This window comes from Micromonospora acroterricola (genome assembly GCF_003172955.1).
Lineage (GTDB): Bacteria > Actinomycetota > Actinomycetes > Mycobacteriales > Micromonosporaceae > Micromonospora > Micromonospora acroterricola.
Genome location: NZ_QGKR01000186.1, coordinates 73,887 through 93,227, shown reverse-complemented (window position 1 = coordinate 93,227; position 19,341 = coordinate 73,887). Strand labels below are relative to the sequence as shown.

Genomic DNA, 19,341 nt, shown 5'->3' with positions numbered 1-19,341 from the left:
GACGCCGGGTGGGAGATCATCGAGCCAATGCTGTCGTTAACGCACTGGATGGGCAGGCCAGAGAAGCACGCCTGCGGGGCCGTCATCGACGCCATCTTGTACGTGGTGCATACCGGTGGCACAGCATGTGGGGTGCGCATCCTCTGCATTGAGATCCGCGCCGAGTGGACGAGGTGCTTGAGCCGGCGGTGGCGGCGTACAGGACACTCGGGCGACCGCAGTTCGCAGCGGAACGAGGACGACCTTGCCGTCCTTGCCGCGCACGCGCCGTAACCAGTGGCAATGCCGTTGGCGGCCCCGCGTCAAGGGGTTCCGGAAGCGGTAATTAGCGTGGACCTGTGGTGTTCGAGGATCGTTCGGAAGCGTACCGGGTCGAATTGACCGGCTTCTGCTACCGCATGCTCGGCTGCGCCGCCGAGGCCGAGGACGCCGTCCAGGAGACCCTGTACCGCGCTTGGAAAAACGCCGACCGATTCGACGAGCGTAAAGCTGGTCTGCGCACCTGGTTGCACCGGATCGCTACCAACGTCTGCCTCGACATGACCCGTAGCGTCCAGCGGCGCGCGCTCGCGATGGACCTCGGCCCGGCCTCGCCCGCCGGGGGGAACCTCGGTGCGCCGTTGGGCGCCGCCACCTTCGTACAACCAATTCCTGACCGGCTTGTGCTGTCCATCGACAGCGACCCGGCCGAGCTGGCCGTGCAGCGCGAGACGATCCGGCTGGCGTTCGTCGCTGCCCTGCAGTACCTGCCGCCACGCCAGCGGGCGGTGCTCATTCTGCGTGAGGTGCTCTGCTGGTCGGCAGAAGAGGTAGCCGGACTGCTCGACAGCAGCCCGTCTGCGATTAACAGCGCTCTGCAACGCGCGCGGGCCACCATATCCACGCGGCGCCCACCCGGCGGGAGCGGCGAGATCGACGAGAATCTACTCAAGCGGTACGTCCAGGCGTTCACCACTTCCGACGTCGACGGCCTGGTGGCGCTGCTCCGCGAGGACGCGACGATGTCGATGCCGCCGTTCGCGTGGTGGCTCGAGGGACGCGCCGCGATCCGTGCTGCCCTGCTGGGCGCGGCCGGTGTGTGTGGCGATGACCGGCTGGTCCGTTCTGCGGCCAACGGGTCACCAACGGTTGCTCAGTATCGCGACGGGGAGGCGTTGGGCCTGGTCATCCTGGATTGTCGCGACGGACTGATCGCGGGCGTGACGACGTACCTCGAACCGTCCCTGTTCCCGGTGTTCGGCCTGCCGATGAGTTTGGAGCCGTCGTCGCGTATGTAGTGCATGAACGACATCGTTGACATGTGGCATGACGAGCGCGGCGCGGGTGACCCAGTAGTGCTGCTACACGGCGGGATGACCGACAGCCGCTGCTTCACCGGCAACCTCGACGGGCTTGCCGACACGTTCAAGACTTACCTGCCCGACCGGCGCGGCCATGGCCGCACACCGGATGCGCCCGGCCCGCTCACCATCGAGCTGATGGCACAGGACACAATCGCGTTCCTGGAAAGAACGGTCGGCGGTCCAGCCCGGTTGGTGGGATACAGCGCTGGCGGCACAGTAGCGCTGCGGGTAGCGATGCGCCGCACTGACCTGGTCGAGCGCCTCGTCCTAATCAGCACCGCCTACGACCTTGACGGACTGATCTTCAAGCCACAGGCGGGTGGTGCGATGCCCACCGAAATCGTTGACGCCTACGCCGAGGTGTCGCCAGACGGCCGTGACCACTTTCCGGTTGTCATCGACAAAATCGTCCATGCCGTCGCGACCGAGCCGAGCCCAGACCCGGACGACCTGCACGCCGTTACGGCCCGGACCCTCGTCCTAGCCGGCGACGACGACCTGGTCACGCTCGATCACACGGTGGCGCTCTACCGGACGCTACCGACTGCCGAGCTGGCCGTGCTGCCGAACGCCAGCCATCTGCTGCTGCTGGAACACGCCGAGACGGTGCGCACCATGGTCCTGACGTTCCTGACCACGGACGCCGTCCCTACGTACATGCCGATTGCACGTGCCCACCACACCACTTCGAAAGCGTCCGGCAGTTTGCAGATCTAAGAAGGCGTTTACATCTGCGTTAGCCGGGTGTGTTGAAGGTGCGGCGTTGTTGACGGGTCGCGGGCCCACCTCGGGTGAGGCGGTGCAGCATGCCGCCGATGGCGGCCCAGCGGACCATGGCTTCTGACGTGGCGGCATGGGTTTCGTAGTCGCGGGCGAGGCGGCGGTGGGCGGTGAGCCAGGCCAGGGTGCGTTCCACGACCCAACAGCCGTGGAAGCCGCCAGTAGGCGTCGGTGCGCTGGTCGAGGGCAGGGTGGTAGTCATGGGCCTCAGAGCTGTTGACGCGGGGCCTCGCCGGGTGGTGGGCCGGTGTAGGCCACCCGCGGTGCGGGTCGGAATCGGAGTGTCTGCCGCCGTGGGCGGCAGGATGGACATGCCGGAGCCGGGAGCTGGTTCGCCCGGTTCCCGGCGGCGGGCCCCGGTCCTCTCCGCACGTCCACGCGGTCCCGCGGCGCTCACCGGTGACGATGATCCCCCCGGTCCGGGGGTGCTCCTTAACCGGGTCAAGTGCTGCCGGCGTGCCCCCGGTGGCCCCGCGTCGCTCGGGCGGGCGGCTTCGCCCCGGGGAGGCGGGAGGGTAGGACGAAAACCCGTCGCCCCGAGGCGTCGCGGCGCCGGCCTGAACCCTACCCTAACGTACGAGTATCCATATCAGGTGGTGGTGCTTGCAGGGGGCAGTGTCGACGCCGCCTGCTGCTGACGTCGCCGTCGGGTCAGCCGACCCGCGCGACCGTCGCGTGATCGCGGATCTCCCCGGCTTCGCCGTGGCCAACTCCGAGATCGCCCCGGGGTTGGCCGGCGAACGTCAGGAAGCGTGAGACGGGCCCGTCGTGGGTCAGGTGGAGTTCGTGCATGGCCCTGGTGCAGGCGATGTAAAGCATGCACCTGTCCATTTCGTTGGCGTAGTTCGTGTCGTCGACCTGCGGGACGATCACCGTGTCGAATTCCAGTCCCTTGGAGAGGTGCGCCGAGGTGATGACGATGCCGCCGGCGAACTCTGCGCTGTCGTAGTCGAGGAGCGTCAGCTCGACGCCGGCCTCCGCCAGGGCCTGGTAGAGCGTCGTCGCCTGGGCGATGGTCTTGCAGATGATGCCGAGAGACTGGTGTTCGCTGTTTCTGTGCTGCTCGATGAGGGCCAGGATCTGGGCCTGTTGACCCTTCTGGTCTGCGCACGCGATGACCTGCGGTGGACGTCCGTGGCGCTCGACCGGGACGATCTTGTCGTTGCGGGAGATGTGCTGGGCGAAATCCGTGATTTCGGTCGTGGAACGGTAGCTCTTGCGCAACTCCAGGCAGTCGGCCTCGGGGAAGATGCTGCGGATCGTCGACGGTGACGAGGAGCTGAACGGGTTGACCGACTGGTTGGCATCTCCCAGGATCGTCATCCTGCAGGAGAACAGCTCGCGCACCACGGCGTACTGGATGGGCGTGTAGTCCTGCATCTCGTCGATCAGCAGATGGCGGATGCGTCCGTAGCTCTCCTGGCGAGATGTCCTGATCATGGTGTAGATCAGCGGGAAGACGTCGGCGTACTCGACCTTCTTCCGACCCAGCGGCTTGAACAAGCCGCGGCGGGCCGGGTGCGAGTAGAAGGCCTTGTACACGGCGAGCGCGTCCTTGTGGGGGAACATGGCGCGGACCTGCCGGCGCACAGCGGTGGTGTCGGCGGCCGTCCACGTGCGGCCTCTGTCCGAAGCCTGCTGCTTGAGCAGGTGGACGGCGGTGTCGGCCAGCAGGTCCAGCCGGGTGAAGATCGGAAGTGTCGGTGACTGCCCGAAGGTCGCCGCGACCCACCCGGCGGAGAGCTGATTGTTCTTCTGGATAATCTAGGCGGGCGTGAATTCCTCGTCCGCCCGCGCGCTGATCCATGCGTCGAGCAGGGTGACGAACTCCGGCGTCGCCTTGTAGCGCATGCGCTCGGCTGCCGCGTCGTCGACCCGGTCGAGCAGGTTGACCACCTGTTCGCTGAACGTCTCGTAGTCGGTGATCTTGGCGAGGAACCTGCCGGCGATGGTGGTGAAGTCGATCTCGGCGATCTGCTCTTCACCTAACTCGGGCAGCACGTTGGCGATGTAGTCGCCGAAGACCTTGTTCGGGGAGAGGATCATGATGTTGTCGGAGGAGAGGGTGTCCTTGAAGCGGTAGAGCAGGAAGGCCACCCGGTGCAGGGCGATCGACGTTTTCCCCGAGCCCGCCACACCTTGCAGGATCAGCACCTGCGCTGTCTCGTTGCGAATCACCGCGTTCTGTTCCCGCTGGATCGTCGCCACGATGTTCTTCATCTTGTCGTCGGCGGACTGGCTCAGCTCCCGCTGCAGGACGTCGTCACCGATGTTCAGCGCGCTCTCGAACATGTATTCCAGGCGCCCGTCCTGGATCTTGTACTGGCGCTTGCCGGTGATCTCGCCGTGGGCGATCCCCTGGGGGGCCTGGAAGAACGCCTCGCCCGACTCGAAGTCGTAGTAGAGGCTGGAGACGGGGGCACGCCAGTCGTGCACCACGATCTCCTGGGTCTGCGGGTCGGAGAAATTGTGCACACCGATGTAGTGGGCCCTGGCCTCCGTGTCGCCGCTCGCGTGAAAGTCAACGCGCCCGAAGTAGGGGAACGTCAACAGCCGCTGGATGCGTTTCCGCACCGTGACCGCGTGCTCGGCCAAGGTGACCGACGTGTTCACCTCGACGCGGACGTTCGCCTTCTCGACGCCGTCCATGTCGCGCCAGTGCGTCCACATGTGCTCCTGTGCGCCTGGATGGCGCTGGCGGAGCTGTCGATGGTGGTGGTCAGACGCTCCAGCGCCGCTGTCAGCAGACGCACCGTCTCGGCCAGATGCTGACGCTCCAGCTGTTCGTCTCGAGTCTGCACATCTGTCACGCTGTCTCCGGTTCGATTCCTGCACGTGGACCGACGGTCGGACGCCATCTCCACCTCTACCCTAACGTGCGAGTACAGATGCCGGCCGGCCCCGAGTCCCGCAGGGGCGCCCACCTCGGATCCGGCTTGTGGGCGGATCGCCAGGGGTCGGACTCGTCGAAGGCGAACACCCGCTGCGGGAGGTGGCTGTTGACGTGCTCGCTCCGGCGGCGTCCTCCGTGACCGCTGGAACCACCACCCCGCGCAAACTCTTCCGTGCGGGTAGGGTTGTGGTTCAGTTTGGCGACCGGCCGGTGCCCGGCGCGTCGCAGTCGTGCCGGCGGTGACAGTGGTGCCGGCTAGCCTGGACGGCAGTCGACCGGTGGGCGCTCACCGGGTTGCGAGCACGATCGGGAGGCGGGACGGAAGCGTCGTCCTGAACAGGTGGTGCAGATGCGTCGTGAGGTCGTGGACGCGGGTGAGTAGCGCCAGGCAGCCGTGTACGGACAGGGCGGCTTCGGGTTCGTCGAGTAGCTACAGGCCTTGGGACTTGAAGCGGTGGGTGGCCAGGTCGAGGAACGATTCGCCGTGGGATCGTTCGTGCAGGCTGGTGCCGCCGTAGCCGTCGCCGAGGCGGTCGATTTCGGTGGCCACGTTGTAGAACGACTCGGCCCGTAGGAAGAAGCCGCGCCCACCGCCGCCTGGCCCGCGACTACGAGACCACCCCAGCACCTCAGCATCCATGATCCGATGGGCCGCCCTCGGCGGCATGCTCCGCCGTCTTACCCGAGGCAGACCCGCCACCCGCCAACAACGCCGCACCTTCAACACACTGACAGCGATGTGATACGCATTCTAAGACGGTGCTCTATCTGTTTCGCAAGCAAATGGCCTGCGGGTTCCTATTCTGTTCTCCGTGTTGGCGGTCGCACACGCGCGTTGCTGTGCTCGCTTGCTGAAGATCAGCAGAGCGGACGTAAGTCCTGTTCAGGCTGTGCTTCGGTCGGTCCGGCGTGTCCTTGTTTGGATCTAGCGAAACTCGCCGCACAGTCAGGTCAGCGGGATCTGCCTCATGTGGTTCGGGTAGCTGCATAGATGAAGGGCGACGGCTCGGTGAGGCGGCGCTCGATATCGCGCCAGCGACTCATCACGACCTCCAGTTGGCCGAAGACGCTGCCCGCGTCGGCGCCTGTCAAGGCGACCATCCTGGCTCCGTTTTCTCGCACGGCGGCAATCTCCAGGCGGTGCTCCGCCTGACGGCCACCGAGAAGCGCCGCGTCCGCATGGTCGCCCAGGTGGTCGCCGCGATCTTCGTTCTGGTCGGCGGGCTCGGATTCATCCCGGCGTCACCAGCAACTACGACGCCATGCAGTTCGCCTGCCACGAGTCCAGGCGAAGCTGCTCAATCTCTTCCAGGTCTCGATTCTCCACAACCTCGTCCACCTCGCCGTCGGCGTCGCCGGACTCGAACGCTTTCCGTCAAGCTCGGTCACATCGTGCGAGTTGGAATAGCTCGACCTCGCCGCTGGCCGGCGTGCGCGGCCTGCGGCCTCCTGTTTGATCAGGACTGGCAAGCCCTGAGGCAGTCACCCCGACCAGGCGAACGCCCAGGAGGAATCCGGCCAACGCTCCGGGCTATCGCCACGCCCGAACCCCGGTCGCCAACAAGATCGACACGCCGTCAACACGCCTTGATCAACAATTAACAAAGGGGCTGAGGCTCGGCGGAACGGCGACGGGGGGATGTGGTCGGGTGGAGCATGGGCGGGTGGACAACGCTCGGGGACGCGAGGTGCCGGGTGGCAGGGAGAGTGCCGGTCAGGCCAACTATCTCGAGTTGTTCTTCGATCTGGTGCTGGTGTTCGCGCTCAACGGGGTGGTCACCCGGATCGTGCCGTCGTTGACCAGCGAAGACGTGGCAACCCGCTGGCCGTCGCTGTTCGCGACCGTGGTGTTGGCGCTGCCGTTGCTCTGGCTCTGGACGACGACCGGCCATATCACCAGTCGCTTCGACCCTCGGCAACGGAAGATCCAGCTGATGGTGCTCGCCAGCGCTTTCGGCATGATGATCATGTCGACGTCGCTGCCGTACGCGTTCTTCGGGCGCGGTATGGCCTTCGTGTTGCCGTACGTGCTTCTCCAGGTCGGCCGACCCTTGCTGCTCATCCGCGCGCTGCCAGCCGGTGGACCCGTCCGGGCCATATACACCCGGTCGGCGATTTGGTTCGCCGGTTCGGCGGTCCTGTGGATCGGCGGTGCGCTGGTGAAGGATGAGCGGCGGCTGGCGTTGTGGGCGGCAGCGATCACTGTCGATCTTATCGGTGCCCGGCTCGGCTGGCCCGTGCGCGGGATGCCGCGGCTCCTCGTGAGCGCGTGGGCGGTCGAGCGCGGCCGGCACCTTCCGGAGCGGTATCAGCAGCTACTCCTGATCGCCCTCGGTGAGACCGTCTTGGCGGTCGGCATCGCCTACACCAACGCGCCGGTCACGACTGAGACGACCGTCGGGCTGGTCACCGCGTATGTCACGACGGTACTGCTCTGGCGGGTCTACTTTCATCGCTCGGGGGAGATGCTCGGTGCGGCGGTGGACGCCGTGGCCAACCGGAGCATGTTCGGTCGGGTCGCTGGCGCGGCGCACATCGTGATGGTGCTCGGCATCGTCGCCACGGCGATCGGCTACGAGATCGTGCAGCAACATGCCCTCGACCGGCCCTACCCGGTGTGGATTGTGTTGATCCTGGGCGGCCCGGCGCTGTTCCTCTACGGTCGGATTCGCCTGGAGCGGGTCGTGTTCGACCGGCTGTCGCGCCGCCGCGTCGTCGCGATCGTCACCCTGGCCCTGGCCATGTTCCCGCTCGCGTTCACCAACACGCTGGTCGCCTCCATCGCCGCCGCTGCGGTTCTGATCGGTGTCGCCGTGGCTGACTCCCGCCACTCCGCCGTGCGCCCACCGGAGACACCGTCACCTCCTGCCTGAGCGGGAACGCCCTCCGCGCCGATCCACCGAAACGGCGGTGCCGATACTTCCGGCCGACGTAGCGTCGGGCATGGCGCAGCCGGGTGACAGTTCAGCCACGGGAGGGAGAACCTCCTCGGGCCGCAGCTACGTACCTCGGCGGTACCCGAGCAGATCGCGCTGATCGACCCCCACCACCGTGGGCTTCGGCCTGCCCTCGGCACCATTGCCATTGGCACTGGTGCCGGATGGGTGGAGCACCCGCGTACTCTGACCGGTCGGGCGGAGGGCTGGGCTGCGGAGGTGGTGGGCATGGGCGGGGGAACCGTATTGAAGGGTCTGCTGCGGCAGTCACACCACGCCCTGCCGGAGGACCTGCCGGGGATGGCACGGTGGGCCGCCCGGCAGCTCGGCGCCGACGACATGGTCCTCTACCTGGTCGACCACGAGCAGCGTCAGTTGCTTCCCCTGCCCGGTCCGGACGCAGCGCGCCGGGAATCGCTGGCCATCGAGGGAACCCTGGCCGGCCGGGCGTTCAGCATGCTGCGTCCCTTCGGCGGGCCCGTGGACGACGGTGCGCGGCTGTGGTTGCCGCTGCTCAACGGTCTGGAGCGCATGGGCGTCGCGGAGGTGGTCGCCGCGGCTGCCGTGCCCGACTCCGCGGTGGCGGCGTTCGAGGCGGTCGCTTCCCTGCTCGCTGAGTTGGTAATCACGCGGTCGCACTACAGCGACACGATTGAGCAGGTCCGCCGTCGGGCCCCGATGCGCCTGCCCGCCGAGATGCTGCGCGCCCAGCTCCCACCGCTCACCTTCTCTACGGGCAACTTGATCATCAGTGGGATTCTGGAGCCCTGCTACGACGTGGGTGGCGACGCCTTCGACTTCGCAGTCAACGGTGACACCGCCCACCTCGCCCTGTTCGACGCCGTCGGGCACGGCTCCGGTGGCGGGATGCGCGCCGTGATGCTCGCCAGCCTGGCCCTGGCCGCGTACCGCAACGCCCGCCGGGGCGGGTTCGACCTGATCGAGACGTACCACCACATCGACAACGCGGTGCGTGACCACGACCGGCGCGGACTGATCACCGGGGTGTTGGCCGAACTCGACCAACGCACCGGCCGGCTGCGGGTCATCTCTGCCGGACACCCGGGCGGGTTGGTGCTCCGCCACGGCAGGGTTGTCACCGTCCTGCCCACTCCCACCGCCCTGCCGGTGGCCCTGGGTGACCGGCGTCCTCCGTTGGTGGTCGAGGAGGCCCTCGAACCCGGCGACGACGTGCTCTTCTACACCGACGGCATCGTCGAGGCCCGGTCGGCCGACGGGGAACAGTTCGGCACCGAGCGGCTGGTCGACTTCACCGTCCGGGCCCTCGCCGACGGACTTCCGCTACCAGAGACCACCCGGCGTCTCGTCCACGCGATCCTCGCCTACCAGGACGACCGGCTCCAGGACGACGCCACCGTACTCATGGTCCGCTTCCTTGAGCCCAGGACTGGCCGATGCTGACCGCCCATGGTCGCAGCGTCGCGACGGTTGCCCGCCAGCCCTCGCGACGAAACCAAAGCCTCGCGCGCTCAGATCGCGGCGGGTGGCGGATCTACCACCCGGCCGAACATCTGCATGATGCCGGTCATGTCGAGGACCCGGCGAACCTGCCCAGCGGCGTTGACCAGGGTGAGATCCACTCCCCGGTCAGCCGCATGATGGTACGCGCCAACGAGGGTGCTGAGCACCGTGGAGTCGATGAAGGTCAACCCCAGTAGGTCCACCTCCACTGTCCCGGCCTGGGCGATCATCTCGTGCAGCAGATCGTCGAGCCGGTCGGCGCCCGACATGTCGATCTCACCGGAAAGCACCACCACACGGCCATCGGCACCGGCGCTGACATGCCATTGCCAAGTCTTCTCCGTGGACACTGTCACCGTCCCTCGTTCACGGTCGATCGGGCGGGCAGCCGCGCCGTCACCGAGGCGGTCGTTCCCTGACCAGAATTGTCGATCATCAGTCTTTCGGTGAGCTGCTGCGCCAGCCACAGTCCCCGGTGGCCGACCTCCCCCGGCGACGGCAGGGCGACGTCAACCTCACCCAACCCGGGCCCATTGTCGCTGACCTGGCAGGTCAGCAGGTCGTGGTGCTGCCACAGACGCACCTCGCCGCTGCCCCCGCCGTGGCGCACCACATTGGTGACCAACTCGTGCACCGCCAACACGAAGTCCTCCAGCCCGTGGCCCACCAGACCCGCCGAACGGGCCGCGTCGGCTACCGCGTGACGCAGCTCGGTCACCCCCGCAGCGGTGATCTCTTCCGACAACAACGCCACTTCGTCAGCGCCACGATAGGTGGCCCACCCGGCACCCACGTCTTCCCTCCCGCCGCCGCTCATGATCGGACGCTACACGCCCCCCGACTCTCCGCGCCCGGGCACGACCGCCGGCGTCCGATGGTGGTGCCTCGGACCGTCGGTCCCGCACAGCATCCGGGCCGCCGGCCGGGATGCCAAGAGGTGCAAAGAGCAGGAGTAGCGGGCTGCCAGAGCCGAGGGGTCCGCATTGGGGCCAGTCGGCTCACCGCGCTGCCGCCAACATGGTTCCGGTCAGTCGCGTCGCCGCGTCCCATGCTGCTGGCTCTGGTTCTGTCGCGTTGGCGAACCTCGACGATGAAGACCATGCCGTACCCGCTACCTGCAACGCGGCTGCCAGGGGCGACACCGACATTGCCGTCCCGCTACTGCGGTATGCGTGGTCACCCGCTGCGGCGGAGGTGTTGATTGAACTCCGTCGTGACGGGGGCCCGCTACGACGAAGCAGTGGCCGCATGCGACGAGATCTGGGCGACTACGAGGCCTGGGAGGCGCTCCAGGAGAAGGTCAACAGCCTGGCTGCTCTCCGTCACCTCGATGCCGCCGAGGAGTGCGCCAAGCAGCTAGTCCCCCCACCGGTGAACTCGCCGCAGAAAAACGAAGCGCCTAGACCGCCGGCTCAGGGCGGTCATCCACCGACCAGCCCTACCCCCTTCCGAGCCTGGTGACCCGACTTCGGCATCCCATGCTTCCGGAGACGAGGCCTTCACCGATCACGAACCCGGCACGCCCTGGACTAGGCAGCCGTTTCCCAGGTCAGCGCGGGTCGTGGGGCTGTCTCGCTAATGGTGTTTCCGGTGATCTTGGTTAGTAGGTTTCAGCGGCGGGGAAGCGGTCGCTGAAGGTGATGGCGAAGGCGTTCAAGGCGGGTTTCCAGCGCATCGTCCATCGGGTTCTGCCTGCTCCGGTGGGGTCCAGGGGCCGGGTCACCAGGTACAGACACTTCAACGCGGCCAGCTCGTTGGGGAAGTGGCCGCGGGCCTTGACCGCCCGCCGGTAGCGGGCGTTCAACGACTCGAAGCTCTCTTGTCAAGCGGCCGTTGTCAAGGCTGGCGTTGCTGGTCTGGAGAGGCGGGCGTCGGCCCACATGTGGCGGATGATGATGTTCGCCAGTTGCCGCTTGTGGCATCGGCGGGCTTCGCGTTTGCTCTTGTTCTCGGACGTCTTCCTCAGGAGATACTGCTTGGCGGGCGCATAGCAGCGGGCTTGTGTGACATGAATTGTGTGCAGGACTGAGTTGACTGATCGGTTTCCGCCGAGGTCGAGGCGATGGCGTCTGGCTGGGCCATGGCCTTCGCCGGAGGACAGTGCAACTGGCGCGATGCCGCACCAGCGGGCGAATTGCGCTTCGGTAGCGAATCGGTGAGGGTCACCGACTTCGACGAGGAGTTCCATCGCGGTAACGACGCCCACGCCGTGTAGGCCGGTGAGTGTGCAGCCGAGTTCGGCGAGAAGGGCGGGGATCTGCTTGTCGATTTCTTTGATCCGCTTCGTCAGCACCGTGACGTCATACAGGGTCGCGGCGAGGCGATCGAGTTTCAGTCGGTCGCAGGCAGCCAGCGCATCGGGAACGGCGAGACCTTCAGCGAGTGCGACCAGTTGGGGCAGCACCCGGCTGGTCGAGGGCAGCGCGTCGCGGATGGTGACGGGGAGGTTGACGAGTACGGCCTCCGCTTCGGTGAGGAGTCGAACCCGTTGCAGGACAAGGGGATGCGCGCCAGTCGCGCAGCACGGTGAGTGTCTGCCAGGCGCTGCTGGGCTCGCTGTGTTTTCCGGCTGGGGGCAGGTTCGGGTCGGCGAGAGTCTCGCGAGCGATGGCTTCGGCGTCCTCGACGTCGGTCTTGGCTCGCCGACGTCGCTTGCGTCGTTCGGCGGTGCGATTGGCTTGAACTTCGCGCACGTCGTAACCGGCGGCCACGAGCGCCAGGACCACCGGGCGTCCGAGGAATCCGGAGCCTTCAACGCCGACGCGGTCAACTATTAGATCGACCCCGAGGAGGAAGGTGAGGAGCTGATCGATACCCTCTTCGGTGATGGAGAAAGATGCATTGTCGACACGCCGCCGCGATGGTCGAGGACCGTAATCGTGGCCGAGTTCTTGTGTGGGTCAATTCCAGCGACACCATGATTGTGAGTCAACGCTAATCCTGTCCGCGAGGCCTACCATGACAAGCACAGACCCCGCGGTGCCGGCAGATCTGGGTTGAGTCAGGCAGGCTCTCTTCAAGCCAGGCGCCGCGGGGACTGCGCTCACGCGGCCAGCCCGACACTTCGAATCGAAGACAGCCTCACGGCGTCAATAGCGTTCAGAGTCGGAGCTGGCCGCTTGGAGCGCCGGCCGGGGAAGCAACGCCCCGACCAGCCCCATGATCCCAACACCCAGATCGCGTTGGTCGAGCAGATGACGGTGCGGATCTCCACGTCGTAGTCGAGGAACGGGATGAACTCCGCCTACGCGTTGTCCCACAAGCGGATTACCGCCGGATACCGCCCGCCCACTTCTCGGCCAGGTCGTCGAACGCCGCCCTGGCAGCCTGCGCGTTGACGGCGGTGTAGATCGGCTTGATGTCGTGTTTCAGCTCGTCCCAGTACCGCCGTGAGGTGAGCCGGAACGTGTTGCGGATCAGATGGATGATGCACGTCTGCACCACCGTCTGAGGCCACACATTCGTGACGACCTCGGGCAGGCTTTTGAGGCCGTCGCAGACGAGGAAGAACACGTCCTTCACACCCCGGTTACGCAGGTCGGTCAACACACTCATCCAGAACTTCGCGCCCTCACCACCGGTGCCGGCCCACAACCCAAGGATGTCCTTCTCCCCGTCGAGGGTGACGCCGATCGCGGCGTAGAACGGCCGGTTCGCGACCTGCCCATCCCTCACCTTGACCACGATCGCGTCAGTGAAGTGATCTCAGTAAGATTGGGCAGCCATGTTCTGTATCGACGAGGGCTGCGAATGTCAGACTTACGTAGCGAGTGATCTTGCGAAGGTCAGAATTAGTATGCGAGGCGAGGCCACGCTGGAGTCCTTCGACCTCGCCGCGCCCCGCCGTTCATCGCCAACTCGGTGACGCAGGCTTCACTGAACTTATTCAGGGCGATGTCTCACTGATCCGTATGAGCGGCATGTCGAGTCTCAGTTCGGCGGGCCCGGCGTGGCGGCATCGTCAAGCGCCAGACCGACCTGACTGCCGACGTCTTCGCTGTCGGCTGCGGCCAGGACCGCTTCCAGCAGGCCGGAGAAACGAGCCTGCAGGTCCTCGCGGCGAAGTACGACATAACACCGAGTGCCTTCCTGACGGGTACGGGTAAGCCCCGCATCCCGCAGCACCCGAAGATGATGGCTCAGCGTCGACTTGGACACCGGGGCCCGCAGTACTCCCCAGCCGCGTTCCTGCCCGTCGGACAGCAGTCGGACCAGACCGACCCGGATCGGATCGCTGAGTGCCGCCATCACCTCGGTAAGGGTCATCTCGTCGGGGTCCGGATGCCGCGCGTCTCTCACGACGACCATGATAGCTTATTCGATGTTTCACGAACATCGAACAAAGGAGGCTTGGGTGCCGACGCTCCCACCAACCGGCATGTTCGCCGATCGAGTAGTCATCGTCACCGGGGCGGGATCGGGCATTGGCCGCGCGACCGCGATGGCGTTCGCGCGGGCCGGGGCCCACGTCCTCGGTGTCGGACGCCGCCGCGACGCGCTGGACAAGACCGCGCAAGAGCACGCCGGCATCGCCGTGCTCGCCACCGACATCCGCGCCGAACACGCCCCCCAAGCGATCATCGACAACGCCGTCCAACGATGGAAGCGGGTTGATGTGCTGGTCAACAACGCCGGCGCCACGACGGTCATGCCACTGGCCGACACGACCGCCGACCGCGTTACCGATCTGTTCGACCTCAACGTCACCGCGCCAAGCCTGCTCGCCCGCGCGGCCCTGCCCTACCTACGGCGGACCCGCGGCTCGATCGTCAACATCTCCAGCACCTACGGCCATCGCCCGCTCCCCGGGGCAGCCCACTACGCGGCGTCCAAGGCCGCGCTGGAACAGCTCACCCGCTGCTGGGCCCTGGAGCTGGCGGGCGACGGTGTCCGCGTCAACGCTCTCGCCCCCGGCCCCACCGAAAGCGAAGCCCTGACTGCCGCCGGCCTGCCCGAACCGATGGTCAACCAAATCAAGCAGGACGAAGCCCATCGCATCCCATTGGGCCGCCGCGGCGAACCCGACGAGGTGGCTGAATGGGTCCTCCGCCTTGCCGAACCGGCCGCCACCTGGCTCACCGGACAGATCCTCACCATCGACGGTGGCCTCGAACTGACCTGACCCACAGCGCACCGCCGTCGACTTACGGCCGGGTCCGGCGGTCACGATCCGACGGGCCTGCGTTTGCAGTCCCCGCCTGACCACACCCCACAACGATGCTCGCTCCGGACCAAAATCAACGAGACGACAAGGTACAGACTCCCGTCGACGACTCGGGCCATCAAGATCCACCGAATCCGCAGGGTAGGTCTGACCAACTTTCAGCCGGGTTGGTCAGACCTACTCCGCGAGGCGCTGCTTAGACCGCCGACCGTTCGCAGCCTTGAAGAGGACCGGACAAACCGATTGAGGATGACACGGGCGTATCGCCCATAGCGGACTGCGCTGGATGTGGGCGTGGAGCTATCGGTAGACAGGTCTTTGCGAAAGATCCGGTCTTCGAAGGGCTCCACGTGATCGCCTACTCTGCCAGGCTCGACGTGCCCAGGGAACTCGTGCAGCACGTGGCGCGACTGCTACGCGCTCAGCGTCGCGCGGTCGGCACCCGACCGGGTACCCGCGCTCTGACCTGCTTCTACCAGGCGCTTCTGGTGTTGGCGTGGTTCCGCAAGGGTGAGGACAAGACCATCCTCGGGGCCGGGTTCGGGGTGTCGAGGGCAACCGCCTACCGGTCATCGCCGAGGCCGTCCGCGTCCTGGCGGCGCAGACACCCACCCTGCACGACGCCCTGCGACGGGTAGCCGCCGACGGCTGGTCGCACGTGATCCTCGACGGGAGACTGTTCGACACCGACCGGCTGGCCGAGACGACCACCAGCGTGAAAGGCGAAACGATCGACGCCTGGTACTCCGGGAAACACCGCGACTTCGGCGCGAACATCCAGGCCGTGATGCGCCCGGACGGGCTACCGATCTGGACCTCCGACGCGATGCCCGGACACCTGCACGACCTGACCTGCGCCCACCACCTCAACGTCACCGACGCCCTGTACTGGGCGGCATCGCAAATCCACCTACCGACCCTCGCCGACTCCGGCTACGCAGGCGCTGGCCAGGGCATCCACACCCCGTACAAGCAACCCGCAGCCGGCCGCCGCCTCGCCCCGGACAACCGGACCTACAACACCATGCTTCGATCCATGCGCTGCCTCGGAGAACGCGGCTTCGCGATCCTCACCGGCCGATGGCGAACGCTACGACACAGCACCGCCAGCCCTCGTAGCATCGGCGACATCGTCCGCGCCGCCCTCCACCTCACCCACTTCGAATACCGATACCTACCGGATTCTTGTTGAGATCACGTCAATGAACACCGCCGCGTAAATCTCATCCAACGGGCGGTGCGACCAGTCGGTCATCTCCTCGATCACCTTGTCCGTGATCCGCGAAATCGTCTCCTTGCTGACCGACGCGCCATAGATCTCGGCGAAGTGAGCCGAGATCTCCCCGGTCGTCAAACCCTTGGCATACAACGACAACACGACCTCGTCGACCCCCGACAACCGGCGCTGCCGCTTGCGGACGATCTGCGGCTCGACCGTGCCAGCCCGGTCCCGCGGCACGTCAATCTGCACCGGCCCCGACGCGTCGGTCAGCACCGTCTTCGACCGGCTGCCGTTGCGGACGTTGCCCGAACCGGCGCCGTCGGGTTCGTGTTTGGCATAACCGAGGTGCTCGGTCATCTCCTCGTTCAACGCGGTCTTCAGGACCGTCTTGGTCAACTGCCTGAGCAGCCCGTCCGGGCCGGTCAAGGACAGCCCTTGTTCCTTGGCCACCCGGACCAGTTCGACGGCGGCTTTCGCCTCCGCCGACAGCAGGGGTGCGCCCTCGCCGTGGCTTCCGGTCAGCGGCTCGGCCAGCACGATCACGTGATCGCCGGCGAGGACCCGCTGGGTAACCCGGCACAGCAGCCAGGCGACCGGCTCGTGCAGCAGCGGCACGCCATACGGGCCGTACTGCCATCCGGAGTGCGCGGCGAACCGGTCGATGCCGCTGGTCGCGAAGGTCCGTGCGACGTCCTGCTGGTCCTCACCGAGCAGGTGCACCGCGACGTGTTCCGCGCCCTCGATGGTCGGCCAGCTCGACGATGACCGAGCCAGGCAGAACGACACCAACGGCGGTCGTAGCGACACCGACGTGAACGAGGTTGCGGTGAACCCCACCGGAGGCTCGCCAGCGGTGGTGATCACCGCAACCGATGCGGCCTGGCGGCGCAGCAGGGCTCGGAACATGGTCGGTTGGACCGGTGCGGGCGATTTGTCGATGACAGTCATGACGGTCCTCCTGATCGAGAACGACGTGCAGCGGCACCCGGGCAGGGGTCGGCGCAGCGCGCGTCGAGCGGCCAAGGATCGGGACGCGGAGAAGGCTGCCGATCGTCGTCGAGTCGGCGAAGCCGCAGTGGGGGAGGAGTCAGAAATGCGCGCTCAGCGGCAGCAGCCGCTTGAGGCGGTCCAGCCACGACAACATCCCCGTGACACCGCGACCGCGGTGCCGTCGAGCGGGGCTTGGTGGTTGGCCATGCATCGACAGTATCCCAGTAATCCTACCTGTCAAGTAGGAGTTCTATTCGCTGGGAAAACTCAAATACTTCAATGCGCCTCCTGTCCTGCGCTCACGAGCGGCTCGTCCACACCGAGGCCGCAGTCATCCACCATGACGAGGTCTGACCGTCGCCCCGCGGTCAGGTAGCCAGCCAAGCTGTCGGCTACGACGCGGCCCGTCGCCCCTCGGACACCACTTCTCGTGGATACCCACACGAAATCAACTCCTCTCGCGTGGGTTTGATCGTGGCGCCTGTGTGCACACATCTCCGGAGTCGCTGCCGCTTGCGCTGACGCCAGTGCATCCGCGCTGGCGGGGCATAGGTGAGTCGCGGCAGTCCGCGTCCCGCCTTGCCGCCTCGACGAGCAGCTCGTCGAGGCGCTCGCTCCTACCCCACTGCCGGTCGCATCGCCGAAGCCGGCGCCACCGCCGACATTGCCCGCGCCCCCGCCAGTAGTGACGATGGCGTGCTGTTCGACGTGGGCCGCCCCGACGCCGCTGGCCGCGTCACCGTCCTTGTGCTGCTGCGGGCCTTGGGCTGGACACCGGGCCTCAGTCTGCACGTCGACGTCGTGACCGGCGCGATTCTGATCACCTCGGCCGCCGATGGCGCGCATGTCGTGGGCACTGGTGAGGAACTGCCCCTACCGGCACCTGTGCGGCATCGCCACCGGCGAACCCGTGCTCCTGGCCGCCCTGCGACGCCGGAACCGCATTCTCGCGCACCCCTCAAACACCATCACCGCAGTTCTTCGGCAGCACGTCAGGCAGGGCTAGCCATCCAACGAACGCCCCGCGGCAGGGCATCGAGCCAGATGACGGGATCAGGCGCGTCCGGGTCTTCCAGAATGTCGCACACTGGGTCCCGCTCGACTGCGGCCGTCACCTCAGCGAGAAACTCGACCAACTTCGTCGCCTTCTCGATCGCATCCTGACTGAGAGTCACGCTCGCATGCACCCCCTGTAAGTCGACAGGCAACGTCACAGACTGCGCTGCGTCACCCAAGATCACAAGGGTGATGCCGTGCGCGCAGCATGAGTGAACGGTCCGAGCAGGGGCGCGGCCCAAAATCGGGCACCCGTCGCCACCTCACCTCTGCGGTGCTCGCGGGCGGCGCCGCGATAGTCTGCAACGGATGAAGCCGTCGGCTCGAAGGTGAGGCTTGCCCGATGGGTACCAGCTACGAACCGATGAGTCTGGCCAGGTTGGCCACCCATCTGGCATCCGCGGACACCGACCAGACTCGCTGGAAGCTCGTATGGGAGTTTCTAGAGGAGTACCGCTGGGAACCCGCCGCAACCAGGGTCGACCTGTTAAGAGATGAGCCCGGGCTAACCGGAGACCCACGGTGGGACGCGCTGCTTGCCGCGCTCGCGGAGCACCTGCTAGCTCAGGCAGATCTTGCTCCGCCCGCATGGGTCGACGCACGTGTGCTGCGCCGGGCATGGTTCCCGGCCGAACTGGCCATCCACCGGGCCGACGCTTTGGCATGGGCCCCGGCTGCATTCCGCAAGCACGGCGTGTACCTGTCCGTTCACGACCTGGCCGCGGCGTGAGCGGATCAGACGGCGTCCTCATGGGGCGCGCGGAACTCGAACGCGCGTTCGCTCACCTGGGCGACCGGCTTGTCCGCCGCGGAGTCGTCGCTGACATCTTCATTGTGGGTGGTGCCGCGATGGCGCTCGCCTACGACGCGAAACGGGTTACCAGGGACGTCGACGCGATGTTCGTCCCGCACGGAGTCGTCCTCGATGAGGCGCGTGCAGTAGCCGACGAACTGGGCCTACCGCCGTGGTGGCTCAACGAGCAGGCCAGCGTGTATGTATCCGGCAAGGACGACCCGGGCAAGCGGCGAGTCTTCGACCACCCTGGCCTGCGCGTGATGGCCGCCTCTCCGGAGCACATCTTCGCGATGAAAGCGCTCGCGGCGCGAACCCGCGACGTGGACGACCTTCGCGCCCTGGCGGCGCTGGCCAAGGTAACGACGGTGGACGACGCTATACGTCTGTGCAGCGACTTTTACCCCGACGAAGCGATCTCGCCACGAGCAATGGGAGTTATCCGCGAACTTTTCGGATGATTCGGATACACATTGCAGCACGGCGGTCAACCTGATCACTTCCGATGGCTCAGGCCTCTGAGCGAGGATTCTCACCTGACCGCCGAAAGCACGTAAAACTTGACCGTCATGCGGGGCGCTTGCTCAGAATCCTATCTGCGGTTGTTCGCCTCGGACATGGAACAGCTGGTGCCGTCGGGGGAGAGATGTTTCGGGAATCTGCCGTTCCTGTTCAGCATCAG

Annotated in this window: 19 protein-coding genes and 4 pseudogenes; 9 read left to right on the top strand and 14 right to left on the bottom strand. The window is 66.4% G+C overall.

Going from position 1 to position 19,341, the window contains the following annotated elements; genetic code table 11:
* Positions 1–338 precede the first annotated feature (338 nt).
* The gene (locus DKT68_RS13665) at positions 339–1,277 is read left to right on the top strand and encodes a sigma-70 family RNA polymerase sigma factor (RefSeq protein WP_109817781.1); all 939 of its coding nucleotides are present in this window, start codon (positions 339–341) and stop codon (positions 1,275–1,277) included.
* Between the two features lie 3 nt (positions 1,278–1,280).
* Positions 1,281–2,060, top strand: coding sequence for an alpha/beta fold hydrolase (locus tag DKT68_RS13660; protein WP_109817780.1), 780 nt, complete (start codon positions 1,281–1,283; stop codon positions 2,058–2,060).
* Positions 2,061–2,079: 19 nt separating this feature from the next.
* On the opposite strand, the pseudogene DKT68_RS31455 reads toward DKT68_RS13660, so the two are convergent.
* From DKT68_RS31455 to DKT68_RS32390, 5 genes and pseudogenes are all read right to left on the bottom strand, one after another.
* Positions 2,080–2,265 (bottom strand): annotated as a pseudogene (locus DKT68_RS31455) (hypothetical protein); the annotation flags it as partial.
* A gap of 509 nt (positions 2,266–2,774) precedes the next feature.
* A complete protein-coding gene (locus DKT68_RS31450) occupies positions 2,775–3,692 on the bottom strand; it encodes a 3'-5' exonuclease (protein WP_201749020.1) in 918 nt (305 codons plus the stop codon).
* A 195-nt stretch (positions 3,693–3,887) separates the two neighbouring features.
* Positions 3,888–4,793 carry a helicase domain-containing protein gene (locus DKT68_RS31445; RefSeq protein WP_201749019.1) on the bottom strand — a complete coding sequence of 302 codons (906 nt, stop codon included), beginning with the start codon at positions 4,791–4,793 and terminating at the stop codon, positions 3,888–3,890.
* Positions 4,794–5,446: 653 nt separating this feature from the next.
* Positions 5,447–5,656, bottom strand: a complete 210-nt coding sequence (locus tag DKT68_RS13645; RefSeq protein ID WP_236646873.1) for a hypothetical protein — start codon at positions 5,654–5,656, stop codon at positions 5,447–5,449.
* A 326-nt stretch (positions 5,657–5,982) separates the two neighbouring features.
* Positions 5,983–6,117 carry a hypothetical protein gene (locus tag DKT68_RS32390; protein WP_269089852.1) on the bottom strand — a complete coding sequence of 45 codons (135 nt, stop codon included), beginning with the start codon at positions 6,115–6,117 and terminating at the stop codon, positions 5,983–5,985.
* Between the two features lie 172 nt (positions 6,118–6,289).
* Here DKT68_RS32390 and DKT68_RS32675 point away from each other — a divergent pair, with 172 nt between their 5' ends.
* The 3 genes from DKT68_RS32675 (at position 6,290) to DKT68_RS13630 (ending at position 9,374) form a co-directional block, all read left to right on the top strand.
* Positions 6,290–6,424, top strand: a complete 135-nt coding sequence (locus tag DKT68_RS32675; RefSeq protein WP_407940739.1) for a DUF4383 domain-containing protein — start codon at positions 6,290–6,292, stop codon at positions 6,422–6,424.
* A 241-nt stretch (positions 6,425–6,665) separates the two neighbouring features.
* Complete coding sequence (locus DKT68_RS13635) at positions 6,666–7,889, top strand: low temperature requirement protein A (RefSeq protein ID WP_161556659.1); 1,224 nt, start codon at positions 6,666–6,668, stop codon at positions 7,887–7,889.
* A gap of 291 nt (positions 7,890–8,180) precedes the next feature.
* The gene (locus tag DKT68_RS13630; RefSeq protein ID WP_109817828.1) at positions 8,181–9,374 is read left to right on the top strand and encodes a PP2C family protein-serine/threonine phosphatase; all 1,194 of its coding nucleotides are present in this window, start codon (positions 8,181–8,183) and stop codon (positions 9,372–9,374) included.
* Between the two features lie 68 nt (positions 9,375–9,442).
* Here DKT68_RS13630 and DKT68_RS13625 read toward each other — a convergent pair whose 3' ends face one another.
* The 7 genes and pseudogenes from DKT68_RS13625 to DKT68_RS13595 form a co-directional block, all read right to left on the bottom strand.
* Entirely contained in the window at positions 9,443–9,784 is a 342-nt protein-coding gene (locus DKT68_RS13625) for an STAS domain-containing protein (RefSeq protein WP_109817778.1), read from the bottom strand.
* A gap of 2 nt (positions 9,785–9,786) precedes the next feature.
* Positions 9,787–10,251, bottom strand: a complete 465-nt coding sequence (locus tag DKT68_RS13620) for an ATP-binding protein (protein WP_109817777.1) — start codon at positions 10,249–10,251, stop codon at positions 9,787–9,789.
* A gap of 783 nt (positions 10,252–11,034) precedes the next feature.
* Positions 11,035–11,250 (bottom strand): annotated as a pseudogene (locus DKT68_RS13615) (transposase); the annotation flags it as partial.
* A 6-nt stretch (positions 11,251–11,256) separates the two neighbouring features.
* On the bottom strand, positions 11,257–11,838 hold the full coding sequence (locus DKT68_RS13610) for a transposase (RefSeq protein ID WP_109817776.1): 582 nt from the start codon (positions 11,836–11,838) through the stop codon (positions 11,257–11,259).
* Entirely contained in the window at positions 11,810–12,247 is a 438-nt protein-coding gene (locus DKT68_RS32670; RefSeq protein WP_407940737.1) for an IS110 family transposase, read from the bottom strand. The genes DKT68_RS13610 and DKT68_RS32670 overlap by 29 nt, the downstream gene beginning before the upstream one ends.
* Before the next feature lie 362 nt (positions 12,248–12,609).
* Positions 12,610–13,133, bottom strand: a pseudogene (locus DKT68_RS13600) (IS256 family transposase); the annotation flags it as partial.
* 231 nt (positions 13,134–13,364) lie between these two features.
* Complete coding sequence (locus tag DKT68_RS13595) at positions 13,365–13,742, bottom strand: ArsR/SmtB family transcription factor (protein WP_109817774.1); 378 nt, start codon at positions 13,740–13,742, stop codon at positions 13,365–13,367.
* 70 nt (positions 13,743–13,812) lie between these two features.
* Between DKT68_RS13595 and DKT68_RS13590 the strand changes: the two genes are divergently transcribed.
* On the top strand, positions 13,813–14,556 hold the full coding sequence (locus DKT68_RS13590) for an SDR family NAD(P)-dependent oxidoreductase (RefSeq protein WP_201749025.1): 744 nt from the start codon (positions 13,813–13,815) through the stop codon (positions 14,554–14,556).
* Positions 14,557–15,385: 829 nt separating this feature from the next.
* Positions 15,386–15,790 (top strand): transposase family protein, encoded by a 405-nt coding sequence (locus tag DKT68_RS31935; protein ID WP_236646884.1) that lies wholly within the window; start codon positions 15,386–15,388, stop codon positions 15,788–15,790.
* Here the strand turns inward: DKT68_RS31935 and DKT68_RS32385 are convergent.
* A pseudogene (locus DKT68_RS32385) lies at positions 15,776–16,726 on the bottom strand (transposase); the annotation flags it as partial. The gene DKT68_RS31935 and the pseudogene DKT68_RS32385 sit on opposite strands and share 15 nt — an antisense overlap.
* Positions 16,727–17,802: 1,076 nt before the next feature.
* On the bottom strand, positions 17,803–18,045 hold the full coding sequence (locus tag DKT68_RS13575; RefSeq protein ID WP_146218360.1) for a hypothetical protein: 243 nt from the start codon (positions 18,043–18,045) through the stop codon (positions 17,803–17,805).
* A 164-nt stretch (positions 18,046–18,209) separates the two neighbouring features.
* On the opposite strand from DKT68_RS13575, the gene DKT68_RS13570 reads away from it, so the two are divergent.
* Together DKT68_RS13570 and DKT68_RS13565 are read left to right on the top strand one after the other, a co-directional pair.
* Positions 18,210–18,596 carry a hypothetical protein gene (locus DKT68_RS13570; protein ID WP_109817771.1) on the top strand — a complete coding sequence of 129 codons (387 nt, stop codon included), beginning with the start codon at positions 18,210–18,212 and terminating at the stop codon, positions 18,594–18,596.
* Positions 18,593–19,120 (top strand): DUF6036 family nucleotidyltransferase, encoded by a 528-nt coding sequence (locus DKT68_RS13565; RefSeq protein WP_109817770.1) that lies wholly within the window; start codon positions 18,593–18,595, stop codon positions 19,118–19,120. The genes DKT68_RS13570 and DKT68_RS13565 overlap by 4 nt, the downstream gene beginning before the upstream one ends.
* The last annotated feature ends 221 nt before the right edge of the window (positions 19,121–19,341 follow it).

Bases quoted from the DNA above. Each gene is read 5' to 3' on its own strand.
- DKT68_RS13660 (WP_109817780.1), top strand. From the start codon at position 1,281: ATGAACGACATCGTTGACATGTGGCATGACGAGCGCGGCGCGGGTGAC.
- DKT68_RS31450 (WP_201749020.1), bottom strand. From the start codon at position 3,692: ATGTTCCCCCACAAGGACGCGCTCGCCGTGTACAAGGCCTTCTACTCG.
- DKT68_RS31445 (WP_201749019.1), bottom strand. From the start codon at position 4,793: ATGTGGACGCACTGGCGCGACATGGACGGCGTCGAGAAGGCGAACGTC.
- DKT68_RS13645 (WP_236646873.1), bottom strand. From the start codon at position 5,656: ATGGATGCTGAGGTGCTGGGGTGGTCTCGTAGTCGCGGGCCAGGCGGC.
- DKT68_RS32390 (WP_269089852.1), bottom strand. From the start codon at position 6,117: ATGGTCGCCTTGACAGGCGCCGACGCGGGCAGCGTCTTCGGCCAACTG.
- DKT68_RS13630 (WP_109817828.1), top strand. From the start codon at position 8,181: ATGGGCGGGGGAACCGTATTGAAGGGTCTGCTGCGGCAGTCACACCAC.
- DKT68_RS13620 (WP_109817777.1), bottom strand. From the start codon at position 10,251: ATGAGCGGCGGCGGGAGGGAAGACGTGGGTGCCGGGTGGGCCACCTAT.
- DKT68_RS13595 (WP_109817774.1), bottom strand. From the start codon at position 13,742: ATGGTCGTCGTGAGAGACGCGCGGCATCCGGACCCCGACGAGATGACC.
- DKT68_RS13590 (WP_201749025.1), top strand. From the start codon at position 13,813: ATGTTCGCCGATCGAGTAGTCATCGTCACCGGGGCGGGATCGGGCATT.
- DKT68_RS31935 (WP_236646884.1), top strand. From the start codon at position 15,386: ATGCGCCCGGACGGGCTACCGATCTGGACCTCCGACGCGATGCCCGGA.
- DKT68_RS13570 (WP_109817771.1), top strand. From the start codon at position 18,210: ATGGGTACCAGCTACGAACCGATGAGTCTGGCCAGGTTGGCCACCCAT.